This is a genomic window from Streptomyces sp. NPDC025721 (assembly GCF_055558595.1).
Genome location: NZ_JBVHMF010000008.1, coordinates 145,355 through 163,406 on the forward strand (window position 1 = coordinate 145,355; position 18,052 = coordinate 163,406).

The following is an 18,052-nucleotide window of genomic DNA, read 5'->3' on the forward strand; positions in this document are numbered from 1 at the left end:
CGCGGGGGGCGGATCCCGCCGAACCGGCCCAGAGTGACGCCCGCGGGGTCATCCCCGCACGCGCGGGGGGCGGTACGTGACGACGGCCCGCCGGCACTGGGAGACGGGGTCATCCCCGCACGCGCGGGGGGCGGTCTCGCTGACGTGCACGTTTAGCAGTGGGGGGAGGCGGATGGAACCAGCTGTCAAGGATCGGGCAGATGGGGCGAACCGCCACGCGGTGGGAGTGCGTGCCGGGGCCGGGTACAGGGTACAGGGTACGGCGGGGTGGCGCCGCGTGTGGGGGGACGGGAGAGGCCGGGCGGGGGCCCGGCCTCTCTTGGCGGGGGTCAGGACAGGAAGGTCTCGCAACGGCCACCGACGTTGGTGTTGTTGCCGGTGCCGGGGTGGGCGGTGTCGAGGCCGGGGCCGCAGTCGAGGGTGTCGTTGCCGGTGGTGGACCGGACGGTGTCGGAACCGTCGCCCGCCGAGACGACGTTGTTGCCGCCGCCCGCGTCCACGCGGTCGTCGCCCCCACCCGTCGTGATCTGGTCGTTGCCGCTGCCCGCGAGGACCACATTGGCGCCGTCGCCCGTGGAGACGACGTTGTTGCCGCCGCCCGCGTCGGTGTACGAAGGGCCGGTGCCTGGCAGGGAGATGCGGTCGTTGCCCGCGCCGGTCAGGACGCAGTCGCTTCCGCCGCCGCCGTCGACGGTGTCGTTGCCGCCGCGGCCGAGGATGAGGTCGTTGCCGGGGGTGCCCGTGAGGCGGTCGTTGCCGGTGGTGCCGAGGATGACGTTCTGGATGTCGATGCCGGTGCAGGGGCCGAAGGTGACGGAGCCGGTGTGGCGGATGCCGGTGAGGCCGGTGGGGGTCTCGGTGTAGGTGAGGGAGGCGCCGCGGGCGACGGTCGCGGGGACCGGGGCGAGGACGGCGGGCTCGCCGTCGACCGTACGCACGGTGGTCGTGCGGCCGGAGCCGGTGATCTCGTAGGAGCCGCGCCCGAGGGAGAGCGTGGCCGCGCCGCCGGTCAACTGGACCTGGGCGGGGGCGGATCCGGGGCCGACGTACACCAGCACGCCCGCGGGGTCGCGGGCGTCGGAGACCAGGACCGTACGGCCGCCGGTGGCGACGACACGGCCGGAGGTGGTGCCGCCGAGGGCCACGTCGGAGAAGCCGTTCAGGGGCAGGAAGGCGCCGCCCGCCGCGCAGGCGATCGTGCCGCCGCGCAACGCGTGCCCGCCGTCGTCGCTGTCGTCGGACCAGAAGACCGGCTTGCGGCCGTCGACGCACTCGGAGCGCGGGGCGAAGGCGAAGCCCTCGTTGTTGAGGTTGGGCATCGCGGCCGGGCGCTCGTAGAGGCCGGTGGCGGCGAAGTCACCGTTGGCGCCCACGGCGAAGGTCGCCGTACGGCCGTTGCAGGTGTCGTCGCACACGGCCCACAACTGGTCGGCCTCGGCGTCGAACTGGAGCTCCATGACGCTCGGGAAGCCGCTGGCGAAGGCGGCGACGCGGGTGAAGCCGCCGCCGGACTGGTCGAGGGCGTACGCGTAGACGCTGCCGTTGCCTTCGAGGCCGACGAAGAAGAGGCCGTCGCCGTGGTCGGGGTAGGCGGCCGGGGAGTACGCGGCGCCCGTGTGCTGGTCGCGGAAGCCGTGCGAGGTCAGGTAGGTGTCGGGGACCCAAGTGATGCCCTCAAGGCCGCTGTTGGCGCCGACCGGCGGCAGGTCCGCGGTCAGATTCCACTCGCGGGTGGCGCGCAGCGCGCCGGACCCCGTGCCGGGCGTGTCGAAGCGCAGCACCTCGGGACGGCTCACGCCGCTGACCGCGTTGTCGCGCTCGGTCGAGACGAAGACGCCGCCGGAAGGGCCCGCGCCCGTCAGGGCGACCCCCTCGGCGTCGGGGTCACCGGTCCCGTCCGGGTAGCGCAGCGCCTTGCCCGCGCTCCACCCGTCGGCGGTGTCCGGCGCCCACTTGGCGCCGTCCCACTCCAGCCGGTACAGCGTGGAGGGGCCGTTCCTGACCGCCCACAGCACACCGGGAGTCGGCCCGCCGGAGCCCTCGTACGCCAGACCGCTCAGGTTCGTACCGAAGACGTTCGCGTCGTCGACCGTGGTCACCGAGGAGCCGCCCGGCCACGGGGAGGCCGCGACCTGACCGGCGCACGCGTTGGCCGCGCCCTTCGTGGAGGCGGCCGTCGTCGCGAAGTCGCCCGTGCCGTCGGGGCAACGCCCGTACGTGGTCGCCGCGTGGGCGGTCCAGGAGTACGCGTCGATCAGCGTCGTGCCGTCCGGCAGGAAGAGGCGGGCGGAGTCGGCGCCGCCGAGACCGAAGGCCGACTCGACGTCGAGGGCGAGGAAACCGCCCGGCGCGACCGACGTACCGGCGGGGACCGTGAAGACGTGGGAGTCGTCGTTGTCCTTGACGAGCCAGCCCGATATGTCCACGGACACGGGACTTGTGTTGGTCAACTCGACCCAGTCGCCGGGCGTTCCGCCATTGGACTCGACCTCATTGATTCTCACGGCCGACGAGGGCGCTCCGCAGTCGTTCGCGGCGCCCTTGGTGGAGGCGGTCGTGGTGACGAAAGCGCCGGTGCCGTCGGGGCAACGGCCGTACGTGGTCGCCGCGTGGGCGGTCCAGGAGTACGCGTCCACCAAGGTCACGCCGTCGGGCAGGAAAAGCCGCGCGGAATCCGCGCTTCCCAGCCCGAAGACGGGGTCGACGTCGAGCGCGAGAAAACCGCCGGGCGCGATCGACGTACCGGCGGCGATCGTGAACACATGGGAGTCGTCATTGTCCTTGACGAGCCAACCCGACACATCAACAGCAATCGCACCCGAATTGACCAACTCGACCCAGTCGCCCGGCGTTCCGCCATTGGACTCGACCTCATTGATTTTCACGGCGGAAGGCGCCGCGTCGGCCGTCGGCGAAACAGTCGGTGAAACGGCCGGCGAACCGGCCGGCGAAACCGCCGAGGCGGCGGGCGAGGACGCGAGGAAAAAGGGAATCGCGGTCAGGAACGCGACGCCCAGAGTGATTGACGCACGCCATCTCTTATGCAAGGTTTGCAAGGCTGTGGGTCCCTCTTCGGTCGGCACGGCGGGAAATGAGCAGGGGTCCCGCGAAGCCTCCGACAGCCCGGCGAATGGCGGGCGAACCGCGGGCGAACGCCAGGTGAGCCTTCGGTTCCACACCGAGCATCACGATCTTGAAACAATTCTGGTCAGACATCAGAAGGCTCAATAGTCTCCGGGTGCACGGCAGTTAACAGTGACTGCCACGTTCCTCGGGGAGCATGCATTGGCCATACACGAGCACGAGGTCGACCGTCGCACGTTGTTCAGAGTCGGCCTGGGCGGAGCGGTCGCCGCCGTCGTCGGTACCGAACTGGCCTTGCCCGGAGCGGCCGTCGCCGCGCCGTCGCCGCAATTCCCGTGGATCATCGACTGCGACACGTGGGGCGCCCGGCCGCCGTCCAGCCCGATCCAGATCACGGGCAACACCACGAACAAGATCATCCTGCACCACATGGCGTTCCCCAACGTCACGGACTACTCGCGCGCCCACGCGGTCCAGCTCGCCAAGGACTGCCAGGACCTGCACATGGACACCAACGGCTGGGCCGACACCGGCCAGCACTTCACCGTCAGCCGCGGCGGCTACGTCATGGAGGGCAGGCACCGCAGCCTGGAGACGCTGGTCACCGGGGAACACCAGGTCACGGCCGCGCACTGCCCCGGTGAGAACGGCAACGCGATCGGCATCGAGAACGAGGGCACGTACATCACGGAGACGCCGCCGCGCGCGCTGCTCGACTCCCTGGTGGAGCTGTGCGTCGCCGTGTGCCGGCAGTTCGACCTGCACGCCTGGGACATCTTCGGGCACTGGGACTTCCGGCTCGGCACCGAGTGTCCCGGCGCCGCCTTCTACGCGCAGTTCCCGACGATCCGCTCGCGCGTCCTGACCCAGATGCGCACGCCCCGGCGGGACATCCCCGCGCGCCGCTGGCCGGACATCTGGCGGTTCGTGGACAGCCAGGTCGTCGGGGTCGCGCAGTACCTGCTCAACAACGCCGGGTACACCGCGCTGACGCCCAACGGCGTCTTCGGCACCGACATGAACGCCGTGGTCGCCGACTTCCAGACCACGCACGGCATTCCGGTCACGCCCGACGCCACTTTCGACACCGCCACGTGGGAAGCGCTGGCGCCCGTACTCGACAAGCACGCCACCGGGCTGCCGGTGAGCGGCCTCCAGTCGATCCTGGCCCTCAAGGGCTTCGCCGGTGTCACGGTCAACGGCACCTTCGACCACGCCACCCAGAAGGCCGTCCAGGACCTCCAGCGGCTGCACGGCCTGCGCCCCAACGGCAAGGTCGACCTGAGCACGTGGTGTGCCGCGGTCGGCGGGTCCGTCCGCGAGGCCTTCTGTTAACCCGCGCCATACGGGTGCGGTGCACCTGAACTTTTAGGGGCGTTGGGGCCGCCGTTGGGGCGGAGCCAACGCCCCTACGGGGCACGTCCCGGCCGGGGTCTTACGGCAGGCAGAGGATCAGGATGCACAGGCCCTGGTGCGCGGGCGGCGTCGTCGGGGACGTGCTCGGCGACGCGGGGTCGGCGGGGGTGGTGGCCGGGGGCGCCGTCGTCGTCGTGCCGGGGTCCGCGGGGGTGTCGGCGGCGGTGCCGGTGCCGGTGTTCACGGCTTGCGTGCCGGTCGACGGGGGCGTCGAAGGAGCCGTCGAGGCGGACGGGGCCGGGCCGGTGGCCGGGGAAGTGGCGGGCAGCGGGGCCGTACCGGCGTTGGTGGCGGCCGGGTGGGTCGCCTCGGCCGTGGGGAGCGCCGGGGTACGGGTGTGCCGCTGGGTGGCGGGCGCGGCGGCGTGCGAGCCCGAAGTCGGTTCCGTGGCCTGCGCGTTGTCGGTGCGCAGCGTCACCGGCGTCACGGTGTCGTACGACGAGGACGCCGTCGTGCCCCGGCCGGAGCCGTGGTTCTGCATGGACGCGACGGTCACGCCGCCGCCGAAGAGGGCCACCGCCGTGGCGACGCCCGCACGGCGCCGGTTCTTCTTCCACCGCTCCAACTGCCGCCGCCGGGCGGCGCGTCCGCCCTGCAAGCGGGGCACGAGCGAGGAGGGCCCGACGACGGACGCCGTCCTCTCCTCGTCAGCCGCAGCCGAAGCCGCGGCGCCAGCCGAAGCCGCAGGGGCGGCCGGGAAGACGGAGGGCTCCGGTATGTACGCGGCGGGCTCGTACGGAGCCGGGTCCGCGTACGAGACCGGAGCCGGGTCCGCGTACGACGCCGGGTCCGCGTACGAGACCGGTGCCGCGTCCGTCTCCGGCGCGTAGGCGCCGCAACCCGGGCACACCAGCGCCCCGTTGACGGAGCGGCGGCACGTGTAGCAGTAATCCATTCGTGGTCTTTCTCCGCTGGCTTCGCGGCCGAGGGTGGGCCGCAGGGATGTCCACGTCCCCCGCGAAGGGGCAGCCGACCGAAACTAACAGCTGTAACGGGAGGGGTTGCAAGCGACCTGTGTGCTTTTTGAAAAGCCGCGCCGCCTCCTGGGCGGCAATATCCCGACGTGCCCGCCAAATGCGGACGTTCCGCACCCGCGTCAACGACGTGAAGTGCGGCAGGCGGCGCCGCCCACGGTGCCGTTCGGGCGCAATCCGCCCGCGCACCGGCAACCCGATGTCCTCACCTACGTTTTCGTTCATCTCATCGACGGTAAAAACCCATAGCGTGATGCGCCATGGAGAATCAGCAAACCAGCGCCGCCTCGGGGATAACGCGACGCGGCCTCATCGTCGGCGCCGTCGCCGCCGGACTCACCGCGACCGCCGGAACCGCGAGCGCGCAAACGAGCCGACAGGGCACATCGGGACAGTCCGGGAGCACACCGGCGTTCACTCCGCCGGAATCGGCGAAATACCCCGGTTACGCCGAATACAAGCCGCCGAATTACCAGTTGGCCGTTCCGGGGGAATCCCTCGTGGCGGGCCGCGCGGACTACCCGGTCGCGCCGGGTATCGTCCTCACCTCCTTCGACACATTCGGCCGCACCGGCTGGACGCGGGTCCATGTGCTCAACGCCGATCTCGGCAACGCGTCGGTCGGCGTGGACCTCGTCGCGGACAAGGTGAGCGATCCGCGTCCGCTCGCCCAGGCGGCGAACGCGCAGCACGCCGTGGCCGCCGTCAACGGCGACTATTTCGACATCACCGAGACCTTCGCGGCCGAGGGCCCGGAAATCCAGGACGGCACGCTCCGCAAGGGCACGAACAAGACGGCGACCGTCGCGGCGATCGGCGCCGACCGGGTGGCCCGGCTGGCCGACCTGGTGCTCACCGGTACGGTCACGGTCGCCGGGACGCGACGGCCGCTCACCGCCCTCAACTCGCCCTCGGTCCCCGCCGACGGCGTCGCCGCATACACCCCGAAGTGGGGCGCCGGGCGCCGCACGCTCATCCAGGACGCGGGCCCGTACACCGAACTCGTCGTCGCGGGCGGGAAGATCACCGCCGTCAACGCCCAACTCACCGACACCGCGGTGCCGGAGGGCGGTCTCGTCGTGCTCGGCCGGGGCGCGGCGACGGCCCAACTGGCCGCCGCCAAGCCCGGTGACGCCGTCACCGTCGACTTCGCGCCGCGGACGAACGCGCCCGTCGCGCTGCGCACCGCGCTCGGCAGCGGTGAGGTGCTGGTGCGCGGCGGCACGGCGATCGACTTCCCGCCGAGCACCGGCAACGACGCGGCCAAGCCGCGCACCGCCATCGCGTGGCTGGACGGCGGCCACCGCCTGCTGCTTGTCGCGATCGACGGCTCGGCCAACTTCTCCGCCGGGCTCAGCTTCGACGACACCGCCAAGCTGCTGGTGCGGCTCGGCGCCACCGAGGCGTTCATGCTCGACGGCGGCGGCTCCACCGAGATCGTCGCCCGCAGGCCCGGCGACACCGGGGCCGGAGTCGTCAACACCCCCTCGGACGGCGGCGAGCGGCCCGTGCCCAACGGCGTCGGCCTCTTCGCCGCCCGCAAGGGCTCGGGGCGGCTGCGCGGCCTCGACGTACGCCCGCGCGCCGACCGCGTCGTGCCGGGGCTGACCGTGGACGTCGCGGCGGCGGGCTACGACGAGACGTGGGCGCCGGTGCCGATCGACGAACACCGCGACCCCGTACGGTGGTCGGCCTCCCCCGGCTCCCTCGGCACCGCGCGCGACGGCGTCTTCCGCGCCAGGAAGCCCGGCGCGGGAACGCTGCGCGCCCGGTCCGGGGACGCGGACGGCGCGCACGAACTGCGGGTCCTCGGCGACCTGCACCGGCTGGCGTTCACCGAGCGGGCCGTCACCATCGACCCCGGCGCGACCGCGTCGGTCAGCCTGACCGGGTACGACGCGGACGGTTTCGACGCGCCCGTCGCGCCGCGTGACGTCCGACTCGTCTACGACAAGGCCCTGATCACGGTGGCCGCGCAGCCCGACGGCAGCCTCCGGATCACCGGTGACGCGGGCGCGGTCGGCAAGGCCACCGTCCTGACGGCGACCGTGGGGGGCGTGACGGCACGGCTGCCGGTGACGGTCGGCCTGGTCGACGTGTCGCTGGCCGAGTTCGAGCCGGCCGAGAACTGGACGGCGCTGGCCGCGCGGGGCACGGCGTCGGTCGCCTTCGTCGCCGCCCCCGACCGGCCGGGCGCGGCGGCCGACAACCACGCGCTGCGGCTCACGTACGACTTCACCGGGCAGACGAGTACGTCGGCGGCGTACGCGGTGGCCGGCGGCGGTCCGATCACGCTGCCCACGGGCACGAAGCGGATCGCGCTGTGGGTCAACGGCGACGGCAACAACCACTGGCTGCGCTGCATGATGTACTCGCAGGGCACCACCAATGTGCCGTTCACGCTCGCGCTGACCGTGGACTGGACGGGGTGGCGGCGGGTCGTCGGGGACCTCCCCGCCGGGTACTCGGAGCCGGTCACGCTGCTGCGGATCTACATCGCGGAGACGTCGCAGACCAACAAGAACGCGGGGCGGCTCGACTTCGACGGGCTCGCCGCGCAGGTCGGGCAGCAGCCGGACACCTCGCAGGCCCCGCAGCCCGACCCGTACGTGGTCGAGCAGGGCGGACTGCCGGACCGGCGGTGGACCTTCGCGGTCCTGTCCGACCTGCACGTCAGCGCGGCGGCCGGGCTCGACTCCTTCTCCGGGCGGCAGGCGGTGACCGCGCTCGGCCAGGCCGTCGCGACCCGGCCGGACTTCCTGCTGATCAACGGCGACTTCGTGGACAACAACAACCCCGAGGACTTCGCACTCGCCAACGGGCTGCTGCGCGACCACGTACCGGCCGGGCTGCCGGTGTACTGGACGCCCGGCAACCACGAGGCGGGGCTGTCCGCGACCGGCGGCCTCGACGCGTTCCTCGCCGTGACCGGCCGCCCCAACCGGCAGGTCTTCGACCACAAGGGGACCCGTTTCATCCTGCTGGACTCGCACACCGGCGACATGCGGACCTCGGACTGGGACCAAGTGCCTCTGCTCCAGGCCGAGTTGGCGAAGGCGGCCAGGGACCGGTCGGTGACCGGTGTCGTGCTGTCCTTCCACCACCCCTTGCGGGACCCCTCGGGCGCGGGCGCCTCACAGCTCGCCGACCAGCTGGAGGCCGGGCTCCTCCAGAAGTGGCTGGCCGACTTCCGGGAGACCTCCGGCAAGCCGGTCGCGCTCTTCACCGGCCACGCGCACACCGCGTCGGTCACGCGGACCGACGGCGTCCTGGAGGTCACCACCCCGGCCGTGGGCAAGACGCCCTACAGCTCGCCCGACCAGGGCGGCTTCTTCGGCTGGATGCACGTCGGCGTCGACCCCAGGCCCGCGCGCGTCCGGGCCGGGCAGCCGAGCCCGCGGACCCGCGAGTGGCTGCGGGCCGAGAGCCGCCCGGTCATCGACGGGATCGAGCTGACGGCGGACGGTCCCGTGCCCGTCGGCACGTCGGCCGCTCTGGCGGCCACCGGCATCACCAGCGAGTTCGGACTGCGCTTTCCGCTGCGCTACCCCGCCACGGTGGTCTGGTCGGGGTCCGCGGGCGTCCTGGTCACCGACTCGCCCTCCGAGGCCAAGGCCGCCAAGCGCCGTCCCGGGACCCTCGCGGTCCTGGACCCGACGACCGCCACGCTCACCGCGCTGCGGCGCGGCACGGTCACGGTGACGGTCGCCTCGGGCGGCCTGACGGCGTCGGCGACGGTGACGCTGAAGTAGCCGCTACGTACCCGCGTACGCCGATCCGTACGCGGGCCCGGCACGCCTTGTGAGGTCCCGCCCCCGCGGCGGGGCCTCACTTCACCTCGTTGCCGTCGGCGTCCAGGGAGTGCTCCTGCCAGTACTTGTCCCACTTGTCGTCCACGTGCCGGGGGACCTTGCCCTTCGGGTAGCGCACGAAGCCCTTCGGCGGCTCCTCCTTGTCCGACACGCAGGCCCCGCCGCCCGCCGGGGGCCCGACCGACGCCACCGGGTACTCCCCGCCCGAGCACATCGCGTCCTGCATGCTGCACGCCGAGCCGAGCCCCATGAAGGCGACGCCCGCGAGGGACAGTCCGATCAGGGTGAGCCGGGGGCCGGCGGGAATCCGGGGCCGACGGGGATGGTTGGTCTGCACGGCGCTGCCGCCTCTCGCGTAGGTGATCTTCGCTCCTGGACCAGTGTGGCCGCGCGGATGTGTCCGAATCATCCGTGCTCGTACTCAGGTCGCGGTGGGTACGGGGTGCGGGGGCGGCGGGCGGGCGTGAGTATGGACGGAAACGTGGGAGGCGTGCTGTGCCGCTGGAATCCGAGCCGTTGCGGAAGCTGGGCTTCCTGACCATCGGGCTGTTCGACGAGGCCGATCCCCGGCGGGGGCACGAGTCGACGCTGGAGATCATCGAGCTGGGCGAACGGCTCGGCTTCGACAGCGCGTGGGTGCGGCACCGGCACCTCCAGTACGGGATCTCCTCGCCGGTCGCCGTGCTGGCGGCGGCGAGCCAGCGCACCCGCAGGATCGAGCTGGGCACCGCCGTCATCCCGCTGGGCTGGGAGAATCCGCTGCGGCTGGCCGAGGATCTGGCGACGGTCGACATCCTGTCCGGCGGACGGCTCAACCCCGGCGTCAGCGTCGGCCCGCCCACGCACTTCGAGCAGGTCGGGCCCGCGCTCTACCCGGACACCGCCGACGCCGAGGACTTCGGCTACCCGCGCGTCCGGCGGCTGCTGGACTTCGTACGCGGCGAGCGCGCCACCGACTTCAGCGGCGTCGAGGGCATCGAGGTCTTCTCCGACCGCGTCCAGCCGCACTCCCCCGGCCTCGGCGGCCGTCTCTGGTACGGCGGCGCGAGCCTGCGGTCGGCGCGGTGGGCGGGCGAGAACGGCATGAATTTCCTGACGAGCAGCGTCGTCAAGGCGGAGGAGCCGGAGTATCGGGAGAAGGCTGCGAAGGCTGCGAAGGCGGCGGAGTCGGAGAATCCGGCAGAGGCCGAGGCGGCCGAGGCGGCGGTGACGGGCCCGGCGCCGGACTTCGCCGACATCCAGCTCTCCCACATCAGGACCTTCCGCGCCCACCACCCCGACGGCGACCGCGCCCGCGTCTCACAGGGCCTCGTCGTCATCCCGACCGACAGCGCCACGCCCGCGCAGCGCGCCCGCTACGAGGAGTACGCCCGCAAGCGCCTCCCGCGCACCACGGCTCCGCAGGGCCCGGCGCGCATGCTCTTCTCCCCCGACTTCGTCGGCCCCTCGGCCCAGCTCGCCGAACGCCTCCACGCCCACGCCGCCTTCCGCGAGATCGACGAGGTCGCCTTCGCCCTGCCTTTCACCTTCGCCCACGAGGACTACGTCCAGATCCTCACCGACCTCGCCGGCGCCCTGGGCCCGGCCCTGGGCTGGCGCCCGGCTCAGTCCTCGTAGCCGTGCCTCGACAGCGGGGCCGCGGTACGGGACGCGTGGGCGGACTGCCAGGTGTCGAGGGACTCGGCGGCCTCCTGGGCGTCCGCGCGGGCCCGGCGCGGCGCCGAACCCGGAGGTCCGCACGGCGGATCGCCGAACCCGCGCGGGCCCGGCGCCGCACCGGGCGGACCCGCCGCTACATCCGGGACGCCACGTCCGACCGGAGCTGCGGCAGCATCGCGTAGAGCTTGTCGCCGGGGCACTCGGTGACGTTGAAGTCCCGGTGCCCGAAGATCTGCGTCGGCGCGAGGCCGTACTTGTAGCAGATGTACGAGCAGAGGCTGACGAGGCTGGCGTAGAGGATCGACGGCGGCGCGACCGAGGTGTACGTGCCGTTGTTCTCGATGCCGATGCCCTGCGTGTTCTGGCCGACGGTGTGGGCGCCGACGACCATGTTGCTGCCCGCGAGCAGCCGTTCCAGGCTGCGGTGGCGGCCCTCCATGATGATGCCGGTCCGGCTGATGGTGAAGTGGTTGCCGGTGTCGATCCAGCCGTTGGTGTCCATGTGCAGGTCCTGGATCTCGTGCGCGATGGCGAACGAGCCGGACGTGCCGGAGTCGGCGGTGTTCGCGAACGCGGTGTGGTGCACGACGATCTTGTTGGGGTTGTTCCCGGCCAGGCTGACCGGGGAGGACGGCGGGCGGGCGCCCCACGCCGTGGTGTCGAACATGTTGGGCTCGGGGACGATCCGCGCGGCGGAGGCGGAGGCGGGCGCGGCGCCGACGATCACGGCTCCCGCGCTCGCGCCGAGCACGGCGGCCGAGGCGAGGAAGCGGCGGCGGGACAGGGCGGCGCGGGACTCGTCCGTGCCGGACTCGGCGGCGGGGGACTGGGCGGTGCGGGACTGGGCGGCGCGGGGCATGGCGAAGTGCTCAGGGACCGACATGTGTGCTCCCGTGGTGGGGGTGAGGGAGAGCGTCAAATTCCGTGCGGGCAGCTGCCGTTGGAACTTAATGCCAAGTAACCACCGCAGAACAGAGTGCGGATGAAACTTTCCTCCATACGGCGGAGCGTGACGCGGCGCCGGGCGCGGGGCGGACACGGGGCGGGGCGCGCGGCGGACACGGCGCCGGGCGCGGGGCGGACACGGGGCGGGGCGCGCGGCGGACGGGCGCGCGCCACGGGTGCCGCCCTCGGCCCTGCGGCATGCATTTCCCCGCTCGATTGAATCTGTTCAATGAATCCGACAAGTCCACCCCCTTGACGTCTGACGATTCTCGGCCATAGCGTCCGCCCGGAACTTAAAACGTTTCATACGAGGAGACGCGCACCATGACCGACGACGCCAGCCACGCCGACGACAGCCGCCCGGACACCGGTGTCGCCCGCCGCCGCGTCCTCCAGGCCGGAGCCGCCGCGGGCGCGGCCCTCACGTGGGGCGCGGCCACCGGCACCGCGCACGCGACCGAAGGGGCGAGAGCGGCGGGCAGCGCCTCCGCGCACCCGGCCCCGTGCCGACCCGGCGCCCCCGGCTCCGCCTCCTGGTTCAGCGCCCCGCCCGCCCCCGTCCGGCCCAAATTCCGCTGGTGGTGGCCGGACGGGCTGGTCGAGCCCGCCGAGATCCGCCGCGAGATCGACCAGATCGCGGACGCCGGTTTCGGCGGCGTCGAGATCGCCGCGGTCCACCACAGCGTGGACGACCCGGCCGTCCTGGACACCGCGCACCACGGCTGGGGCAGCGCGAGCTGGGTCGCCGGGATGGAGGCCGCGCTGGAGCAGGCCGACCGCCGCGGCCTGACCGTCGACCTCACCGCGGGCCCCGCCTGGCCGACCGCCGTCCCCACGATCACCCCGGACAGCCCGGCCGCCGTACAGGAACTCGCCTACGGTGTCGTCGCGTTGGCCGCCGGGGCCCGTTACGAGGGACCCGTCCCCGCCCCCGTCGTCGCCGCCGACCCGGCCGCCGCGAAGGCCACGCTGCTCGCCGTGCAGGCGGTCCGCGTCGACACCGCCAACAGCACCCGCAAGGAGACCGGCCTCGACCCGGCCACCCTGGTGGACCTCACGCGCACGGTCACCAACGGCGCCGTCACCTGGACCGCGCCCGACGACGGCGGGTCCTGGCTGCTCTTCGCCCACTGGCTGCGCGGCACCGGCCAGACCCCCGAGGCGGGGCCGCACACCGCGCCGACCGCGTACGTCGTGGACCACTTCAGCCCCGCCGGCACCCGCGCGATCACCGACTTCTGGGAGTCGGACCTGCTGACCCGGCCGGTGCGCCGGCTGATCGCCCGCGCGGGCGGCGCCCTCTTCGAGGACTCCATCGAGCTGGAGTCGCGCGCCCTGCTGTGGACCCCGGCGCTGCCCGCCGAATTCGCCCGCCGCCGCGGCTACGACCTGCTGCCGTACCTGCCCGCGCTGCTGCTCAACAAGAGCAACCAGGTCTACGCGTACGGCGCCGCGCTGACCGTCCGCGTACGCCACGACTTCTGGCAGACGGTCTCGGAGCTGTACAACACCCACCACGTCACCGCGATCAAGAAGTGGGCGAGCACCTTCGGACTGAAGCTGCGCGCGCAGCCGTACGGGCTCCAGACCGACGCCATCGCGACCGCCGCGCTCCTGGACATCCCCGAGGGCGAGTCGCTGGGCTTCAAGAACCTGGACGACTACCGGTGCCTGGCCGGCGGGCGGGACATGGCGGGCAGCACCATTCTGTCCTGCGAGTCGGGCGCGTACACCGGCGGCGCGTACAGCACCACCTGGCAGAAGTTCCTGCGCACGATGGGCGGCGCGTACGCGGCCGGGGTCAACCAGACGGTGATCCACGGCTTCTCGTACGCGGCCCTGCCCGGTGTGGCCTGGCCGGGATACGCGGCCTTCACCCCGTACCACGGCGGTGTCGGCTACGGGGAGTCGTGGGGGCCGCGGCATCCGACGTGGCGTCACATCGCCGATATGTCGGGCTATTTGGCCCGTGTGCACCAGGTCCTGCAAGCGGGGAAGCCGCGCCAGGACGTGGCGATCTTCCGGCAGACCGGCTACACCGCGACCGGCATCGGCGCGTCCTGGTTCACCTCGACCGGCATACCGCTGGGCTGGAACCACCAGTTCATCAGCGAGCCGCTGCTGAGCCTGCCGTCGGCGCGGGTGACCAACGGGGTGCTGGCGGCGGGCGGACCCGCGTACCGCGCCCTGTTCGTGGAGGCCGACTTCTTCGCCGGGTCCACCTGCACGCTGCCGGTCGAAGTCGCCGAGAAATTCCTGGCGTTCACCAAGGCCGGGCTGCCGATCGTGCTGCTCGGCGACTGGAGCACCGCGACCGTCCCCGGCCTGGACACCGGCGGGCAGGACGCCCGACTGCGCGCGGTGCTGGCCCAGTTGCTGGCCCAGCCGCGCGTCCGGCAGATCACCGACAAGACCGCGGTGGGCGCCGCGCTCGCCGACCTCGGCGTGACACCGCTCGTCTCGTACGCGACCAGTTCCACGCTGCTCAACGCCCACCGGTACGCGGACGGCGTCGACTACTTCTACTTCTGCAACGGCAAGCACGCCGAGACGGTCAAGCCGCCGGTCGCCGCCGTCGACCACGAGGTGACCCTGCGCCGGGGCAGCACCCGCCACGTCCCGTACCTGCTGGACCTGTGGACCGGACGCGTGCGGCGGATCGGCACGTACACCGAGACCGGCGACACGGTCACGCTGCGCGTCGCGCTCCAGCCCGGCGAGACCATGGTCGTCGCGCTCGGCGTGCCCGGCCTGTTCGGCGACCGCACGGGCAGCGGCCCGCACGCGGTGTCCACCACCGCGGACACCGTGCTCTTCGCCGACGGGCGGCTGACCGTACGCGGCTCCGCCGACGGCGAGTACGTCACCGAACTGTCCCAAGGCCGCCGCACGGTGCGCAGCCGGATCTCCGGCGTGCCGCAGCCCACCCAGCTCACGGGCTGGCGGCTGGACGTCGAGGACTGGCAGCCGGGCGCCACCGCCACCGAGACGAGGGTCGTGCGCCGCGCGCTCACCCTCGACGCGCTCGCCGCCTGGCCCGACATCCCCGCGCTCGCCGACGTCTCCGGCATCGGCCGCTACCGCACCACCGTCCGCCTCGGCCGCGCCTGGACCGGCGGCCACGGCGCGCTGCTCGACCTCGGCACGGTCTACGACACCTGCCGCGTGACGGTCAACGGCCACCGCCTCGACCCCGTCGACCACATCAACCCCGTGGTGGACCTGGGCGGTTGGCTGCGCCAGGGCGACAACACCATCGAGGTCGAGGTGGCCACCACCCTCGGCAACCGGCTGCGCGTCAGCGATCCGGGCGTCTACGGCGGATCGCCGCGCCAGCCGTACGGCCTGGTCGGTCCGGTGCGGCTGCTCCCGTACGGGGAGGCGCGGATCGGCTGACCGCGCGCGTCAACGGCCTCAGGAGCAGCGGTAGGTGAAGGTGTACGACCCCGACTGCCGCTGCGGGGAGAGCACTTCGAGGGTCGCGGTCGCCTGGAGCGTGCCGCGGCCGTCGAAGGACCACAGCAGCACGACGTCGGTGCTGCGCCGCCCCTTCGCCACCCGCTGCCGCAACTCGTCGGACAGCGTGCCGTCGCTGCGCCGCCACCGGTAGCGCACCGTTCCCGCGTCCCCGCTGGTCCGCAGCGTGCCCACCACCTTCGCCGTACTGTGGCAGCCCTGGACGGCGGTGTCGTTGCGGACGCTGACGCCGTCGACCTTCACCGAGCCCGGCCAGTGCTGCCACAGCAGATACGCCACCACCCCGAGCAGTACCAGCAGCGCGAGCAGCCAGCCGCCCAACGCCCGTTTCCGGCGCGGCTCTTCGGGCGGCAGCACCGGCTCCCCCGGCCGCACGGTGCCGTGCCACACGGCGGCGGTCCGCTCCGTACCGACCGACGGCTCGGGCCCTTCGGGCACCCCGGGCCCGAAGCGGCGCAGCCCGGACGCGAAGGTCTCCGCCTCCGGGACCTCGCTGGACCAGGAGTCGGGGTCGAGTACGGTCGCGCCGTCCGGCTCCTCGGTGCCGCCCGCACCGCCCCCGACGCGCGCGCCGCCCGTATCGCTCGCGCCGCCCGTATCCTTCGCGCCGTCCGTATCGCTCGCGCCGCCGAAGCCGAGGTCGCTGAGCCGGAAGGTGCCGTCGTCCGGCGCGGCGGGGGCGGGGGCGGGGGCGGGGGCGGCCTGCGGCCGGGTGCTGAAGTGCAGGCGTGGGTCACGGCTCTGGTCGCGGTCACGGTCGTGCGGCATGGGCGGGTTCCTTGGCGGAGGGCCGAAGTGCGGGTCAGCAGGCGTCGATCGTCTGTGAGGAGCCGTTCCCCTTGCCCGCGGCGGGCGTCGAGGAGACGGTGAGCGTCCAGCCGGGGAAGCGGCTGACGCCGAACGCGTGAGTGTAGGACTGGGTGGAGGACGTCTCGCCCTTGGGGATCGGGTACGACTCGGTGACCGCTCCCGACACGAGTCCCGACGCCGTGGTGTGCGCCCAGGTGAGGACCAAGGTGCCGTCGTCGGCTCCGTTGCCCTGCACGGTGACCGCCGCGACCGCCGTGTGTCCGGCGCCCGCGCTACAGATGAACCGCACGATGGCGACCGAGTCCACGACCAGCGCGGGTGGCGTCGTCGTGGTCGGCGGTGTCGTCGGCGGCGTCGTGGGCGCCGTGGTGGGGGGCGTCGATGTCGGCGCCGATGTCGTCGGGGGATCGACCGGCGCCGTCGTCGTCGTACCGCTCGGTGAGGCGCTGTCCGAGGCGGACGGGGACGGGGACGCGGACCCCGATGCCGAGGGGGACGCGGACGGGGAACCGGACGTCGGGGTGCCGGTCGCGGGGGCGACGGGCTGGCCGGAGACCAGGGAGGTCAGGGCCGAGGGGGTCGAGGCGGCGGTGACCTCGTCGGAGGGACCGTCGCCGCCGGTGGCCACCGCGGTCACGACGAGCCCGGTGGATATCAGGACGGCCGCGACCGCGCCCGCCACCAGTTTGGCGCGCCGCCCGAAGCGGGCCGGGCGTACCGGGCGGTGCCGCTCCAGCGCGACCAGGGCGTCGCCCGGTGCCGCCGCGCCCGGAGTCGGCGCGGGGGCCGCGCCGGAGGCGACGCCCGCCCCCTGCCCGAGCTGCGTGTGCGCGAAGGCCGTCGTCCCCGAGGCGGCGCTGCCGCCGCCGAACGGCAGCAGCAGCGGCAACAGGGCCACGAGCGCGGCGAGTTTGCGCTGCCCGCGCTCCTCCCAGTCCTCGCCGTACGCGGCGCCCGCCACCGCCTGGAGTTCCGCGACGAATTCGGCCGCGCTCTGCGGGCGTTCCTGCGGGGTCTTGCCCAGGCCGCGGGTGACCAGACCGCGCACCGGCTCCGGCACCCGCTCGTCGGGGATGGGCGCTTCGGCGTGCTGCACGGCCAGTTCGAACATCGTCGAGCCGGAGTACGGCTTGCTGCCGGTCAGGCACTCGTAGAAGGTCGCGGTGGCCGCGTACACGTCGGTCGCCGGGGTGGCGGGGCCGCCTGCCCACTGCTCGGGCGCCATGTACGACGGCGTGCCCGCGACCGCGCCCGTCTCGCCGCTGCGCACCGCGACGCCGAAGTCCACCAGCTTGGACACGCCGTCCGTGGTGACCAGCACGTTCGCGGGCTTGTAGTCGCGGTGCACCACCCCCGCCGCGTGCGCGGCGGCCAGGCCGAGCAGCGAGCCCTTCAGCACCGCGAGCGCCGGTTCCGGATCGGTCGCGCCCTCCTGCCGCAGCAGCGCGTGCAGCGCGATGCCGTCGACCAGCTCCATCACGATCGCGGCGTTCCCGCCGTCCTCCACGTACTCGTAGAAGCGCGCGATGTACGGCGAGTGCAGGCCGCCGAGGAGTTCCGCCTCGGCGCGGAAGGCGGTGCGAAAGCGCGGGTCGCCGCCGAGGGGGCCCGCGAGGTACTTGACCGCCACCGCCGTTCCCGTGGCGATGTGCGTGGCCAGCACGACCCGGCCGGACGCGCCCGCCCCGAGGTCACGTTCGTGTCTGTACCCGGGCACGCTCCACGGCCCGTCCCCGCCCGCGCCGCCGTAGCCCGCACCGCTGTGGCCCGTGCCGCCGCCGCTCGCGGGCGTGCCGCCGTAGCCCGTGGCCGGGTCGTACGCCGGTCTGCCGGAGCCGTCGTTTCCGTCCATCGTGTGCCGTCCCCCTCATCCGC

At 73.2% G+C, this 18,052-nt stretch carries 11 protein-coding genes and 1 CRISPR repeat array (1 of these 12 only partly in view); of the genes, 5 read left to right on the forward strand and 6 right to left on the reverse strand.

Going from position 1 to position 18,052, the window contains the following annotated elements; all coding sequences use genetic code 11:
• Nucleotides 1-134: a CRISPR direct-repeat array (repeat unit 29 nt; unit sequence GGGGTCATCCCCGCACGCGCGGGGGGCGG); it begins 141 nt to the left of the window's first position.
• Between the two features lie 195 nt (nucleotides 135-329).
• Nucleotides 330-2,885 carry a lamin tail domain-containing protein gene (locus tag ACZ4EF_RS14395; RefSeq protein WP_467504629.1) on the reverse strand — a complete coding sequence of 852 codons (2,556 nt, stop codon included), beginning with the start codon at nucleotides 2,883-2,885 and terminating at the stop codon, nucleotides 330-332.
• Between ACZ4EF_RS14395 and ACZ4EF_RS14400 the strand changes: the two genes are divergently transcribed.
• A complete protein-coding gene (locus ACZ4EF_RS14400; protein ID WP_467504764.1) occupies nucleotides 2,824-3,231 on the forward strand; it encodes a hypothetical protein in 408 nt (135 codons plus the stop codon). The two genes, ACZ4EF_RS14395 and ACZ4EF_RS14400, sit on opposite strands and share 62 nt — an antisense overlap.
• A gap of 54 nt (nucleotides 3,232-3,285) precedes the next feature.
• A complete protein-coding gene (locus ACZ4EF_RS14405) occupies nucleotides 3,286-4,419 on the forward strand; it encodes a peptidoglycan recognition protein family protein (RefSeq protein ID WP_355339846.1) in 1,134 nt (377 codons plus the stop codon).
• A 100-nt stretch (nucleotides 4,420-4,519) separates the two neighbouring features.
• On the opposite strand, the gene ACZ4EF_RS14410 is transcribed toward ACZ4EF_RS14405, so the two are convergent.
• On the reverse strand, nucleotides 4,520-5,395 hold the full coding sequence (locus ACZ4EF_RS14410; protein WP_467504631.1) for an SCO2400 family protein: 876 nt from the start codon (nucleotides 5,393-5,395) through the stop codon (nucleotides 4,520-4,522).
• Between the two features lie 339 nt (nucleotides 5,396-5,734).
• Here ACZ4EF_RS14410 and ACZ4EF_RS14415 point away from each other — a divergent pair, with 339 nt between their 5' ends.
• Nucleotides 5,735-9,226 carry a phosphodiester glycosidase family protein gene (locus tag ACZ4EF_RS14415; protein WP_467504633.1) on the forward strand — a complete coding sequence of 1,164 codons (3,492 nt, stop codon included), beginning with the start codon at nucleotides 5,735-5,737 and terminating at the stop codon, nucleotides 9,224-9,226.
• Nucleotides 9,227-9,302: 76 nt separating this feature from the next.
• Here ACZ4EF_RS14415 and ACZ4EF_RS14420 read toward each other — a convergent pair whose 3' ends face one another.
• Nucleotides 9,303-9,623, reverse strand: coding sequence for an SCO0607 family lipoprotein (locus ACZ4EF_RS14420; RefSeq protein WP_391158514.1), 321 nt, complete (start codon nucleotides 9,621-9,623; stop codon nucleotides 9,303-9,305).
• Between the two features lie 158 nt (nucleotides 9,624-9,781).
• Here ACZ4EF_RS14420 and ACZ4EF_RS14425 point away from each other — a divergent pair, with 158 nt between their 5' ends.
• The gene (locus tag ACZ4EF_RS14425; RefSeq protein WP_467504636.1) at nucleotides 9,782-10,903 is read left to right on the forward strand and encodes an LLM class flavin-dependent oxidoreductase; all 1,122 of its coding nucleotides are present in this window, start codon (nucleotides 9,782-9,784) and stop codon (nucleotides 10,901-10,903) included.
• 175 nt (nucleotides 10,904-11,078) lie between these two features.
• Here ACZ4EF_RS14425 and ACZ4EF_RS14430 read toward each other — a convergent pair whose 3' ends face one another.
• Nucleotides 11,079-11,828 (reverse strand): peptidoglycan recognition protein family protein, encoded by a 750-nt coding sequence (locus ACZ4EF_RS14430; protein ID WP_355339835.1) that lies wholly within the window; start codon nucleotides 11,826-11,828, stop codon nucleotides 11,079-11,081.
• A gap of 386 nt (nucleotides 11,829-12,214) precedes the next feature.
• Here ACZ4EF_RS14430 and ACZ4EF_RS14435 point away from each other — a divergent pair, with 386 nt between their 5' ends.
• Nucleotides 12,215-15,286, forward strand: a complete 3,072-nt coding sequence (locus tag ACZ4EF_RS14435; protein WP_467504639.1) for a glycosyl hydrolase — start codon at nucleotides 12,215-12,217, stop codon at nucleotides 15,284-15,286.
• 18 nt (nucleotides 15,287-15,304) lie between these two features.
• Here the strand turns inward: ACZ4EF_RS14435 and ACZ4EF_RS14440 are convergent, their stop codons facing one another.
• Together ACZ4EF_RS14440 and ACZ4EF_RS14445 are read right to left on the reverse strand one after the other, a co-directional pair.
• Nucleotides 15,305-16,135, reverse strand: coding sequence for a hypothetical protein (locus tag ACZ4EF_RS14440; RefSeq protein WP_467504641.1), 831 nt, complete (start codon nucleotides 16,133-16,135; stop codon nucleotides 15,305-15,307).
• A gap of 34 nt (nucleotides 16,136-16,169) precedes the next feature.
• Nucleotides 16,170-18,029 (reverse strand): protein kinase domain-containing protein, encoded by a 1,860-nt coding sequence (locus ACZ4EF_RS14445; RefSeq protein ID WP_467504643.1) that lies wholly within the window; start codon nucleotides 18,027-18,029, stop codon nucleotides 16,170-16,172.
• Nucleotides 18,030-18,052: the final 23 nt, after the last annotated feature.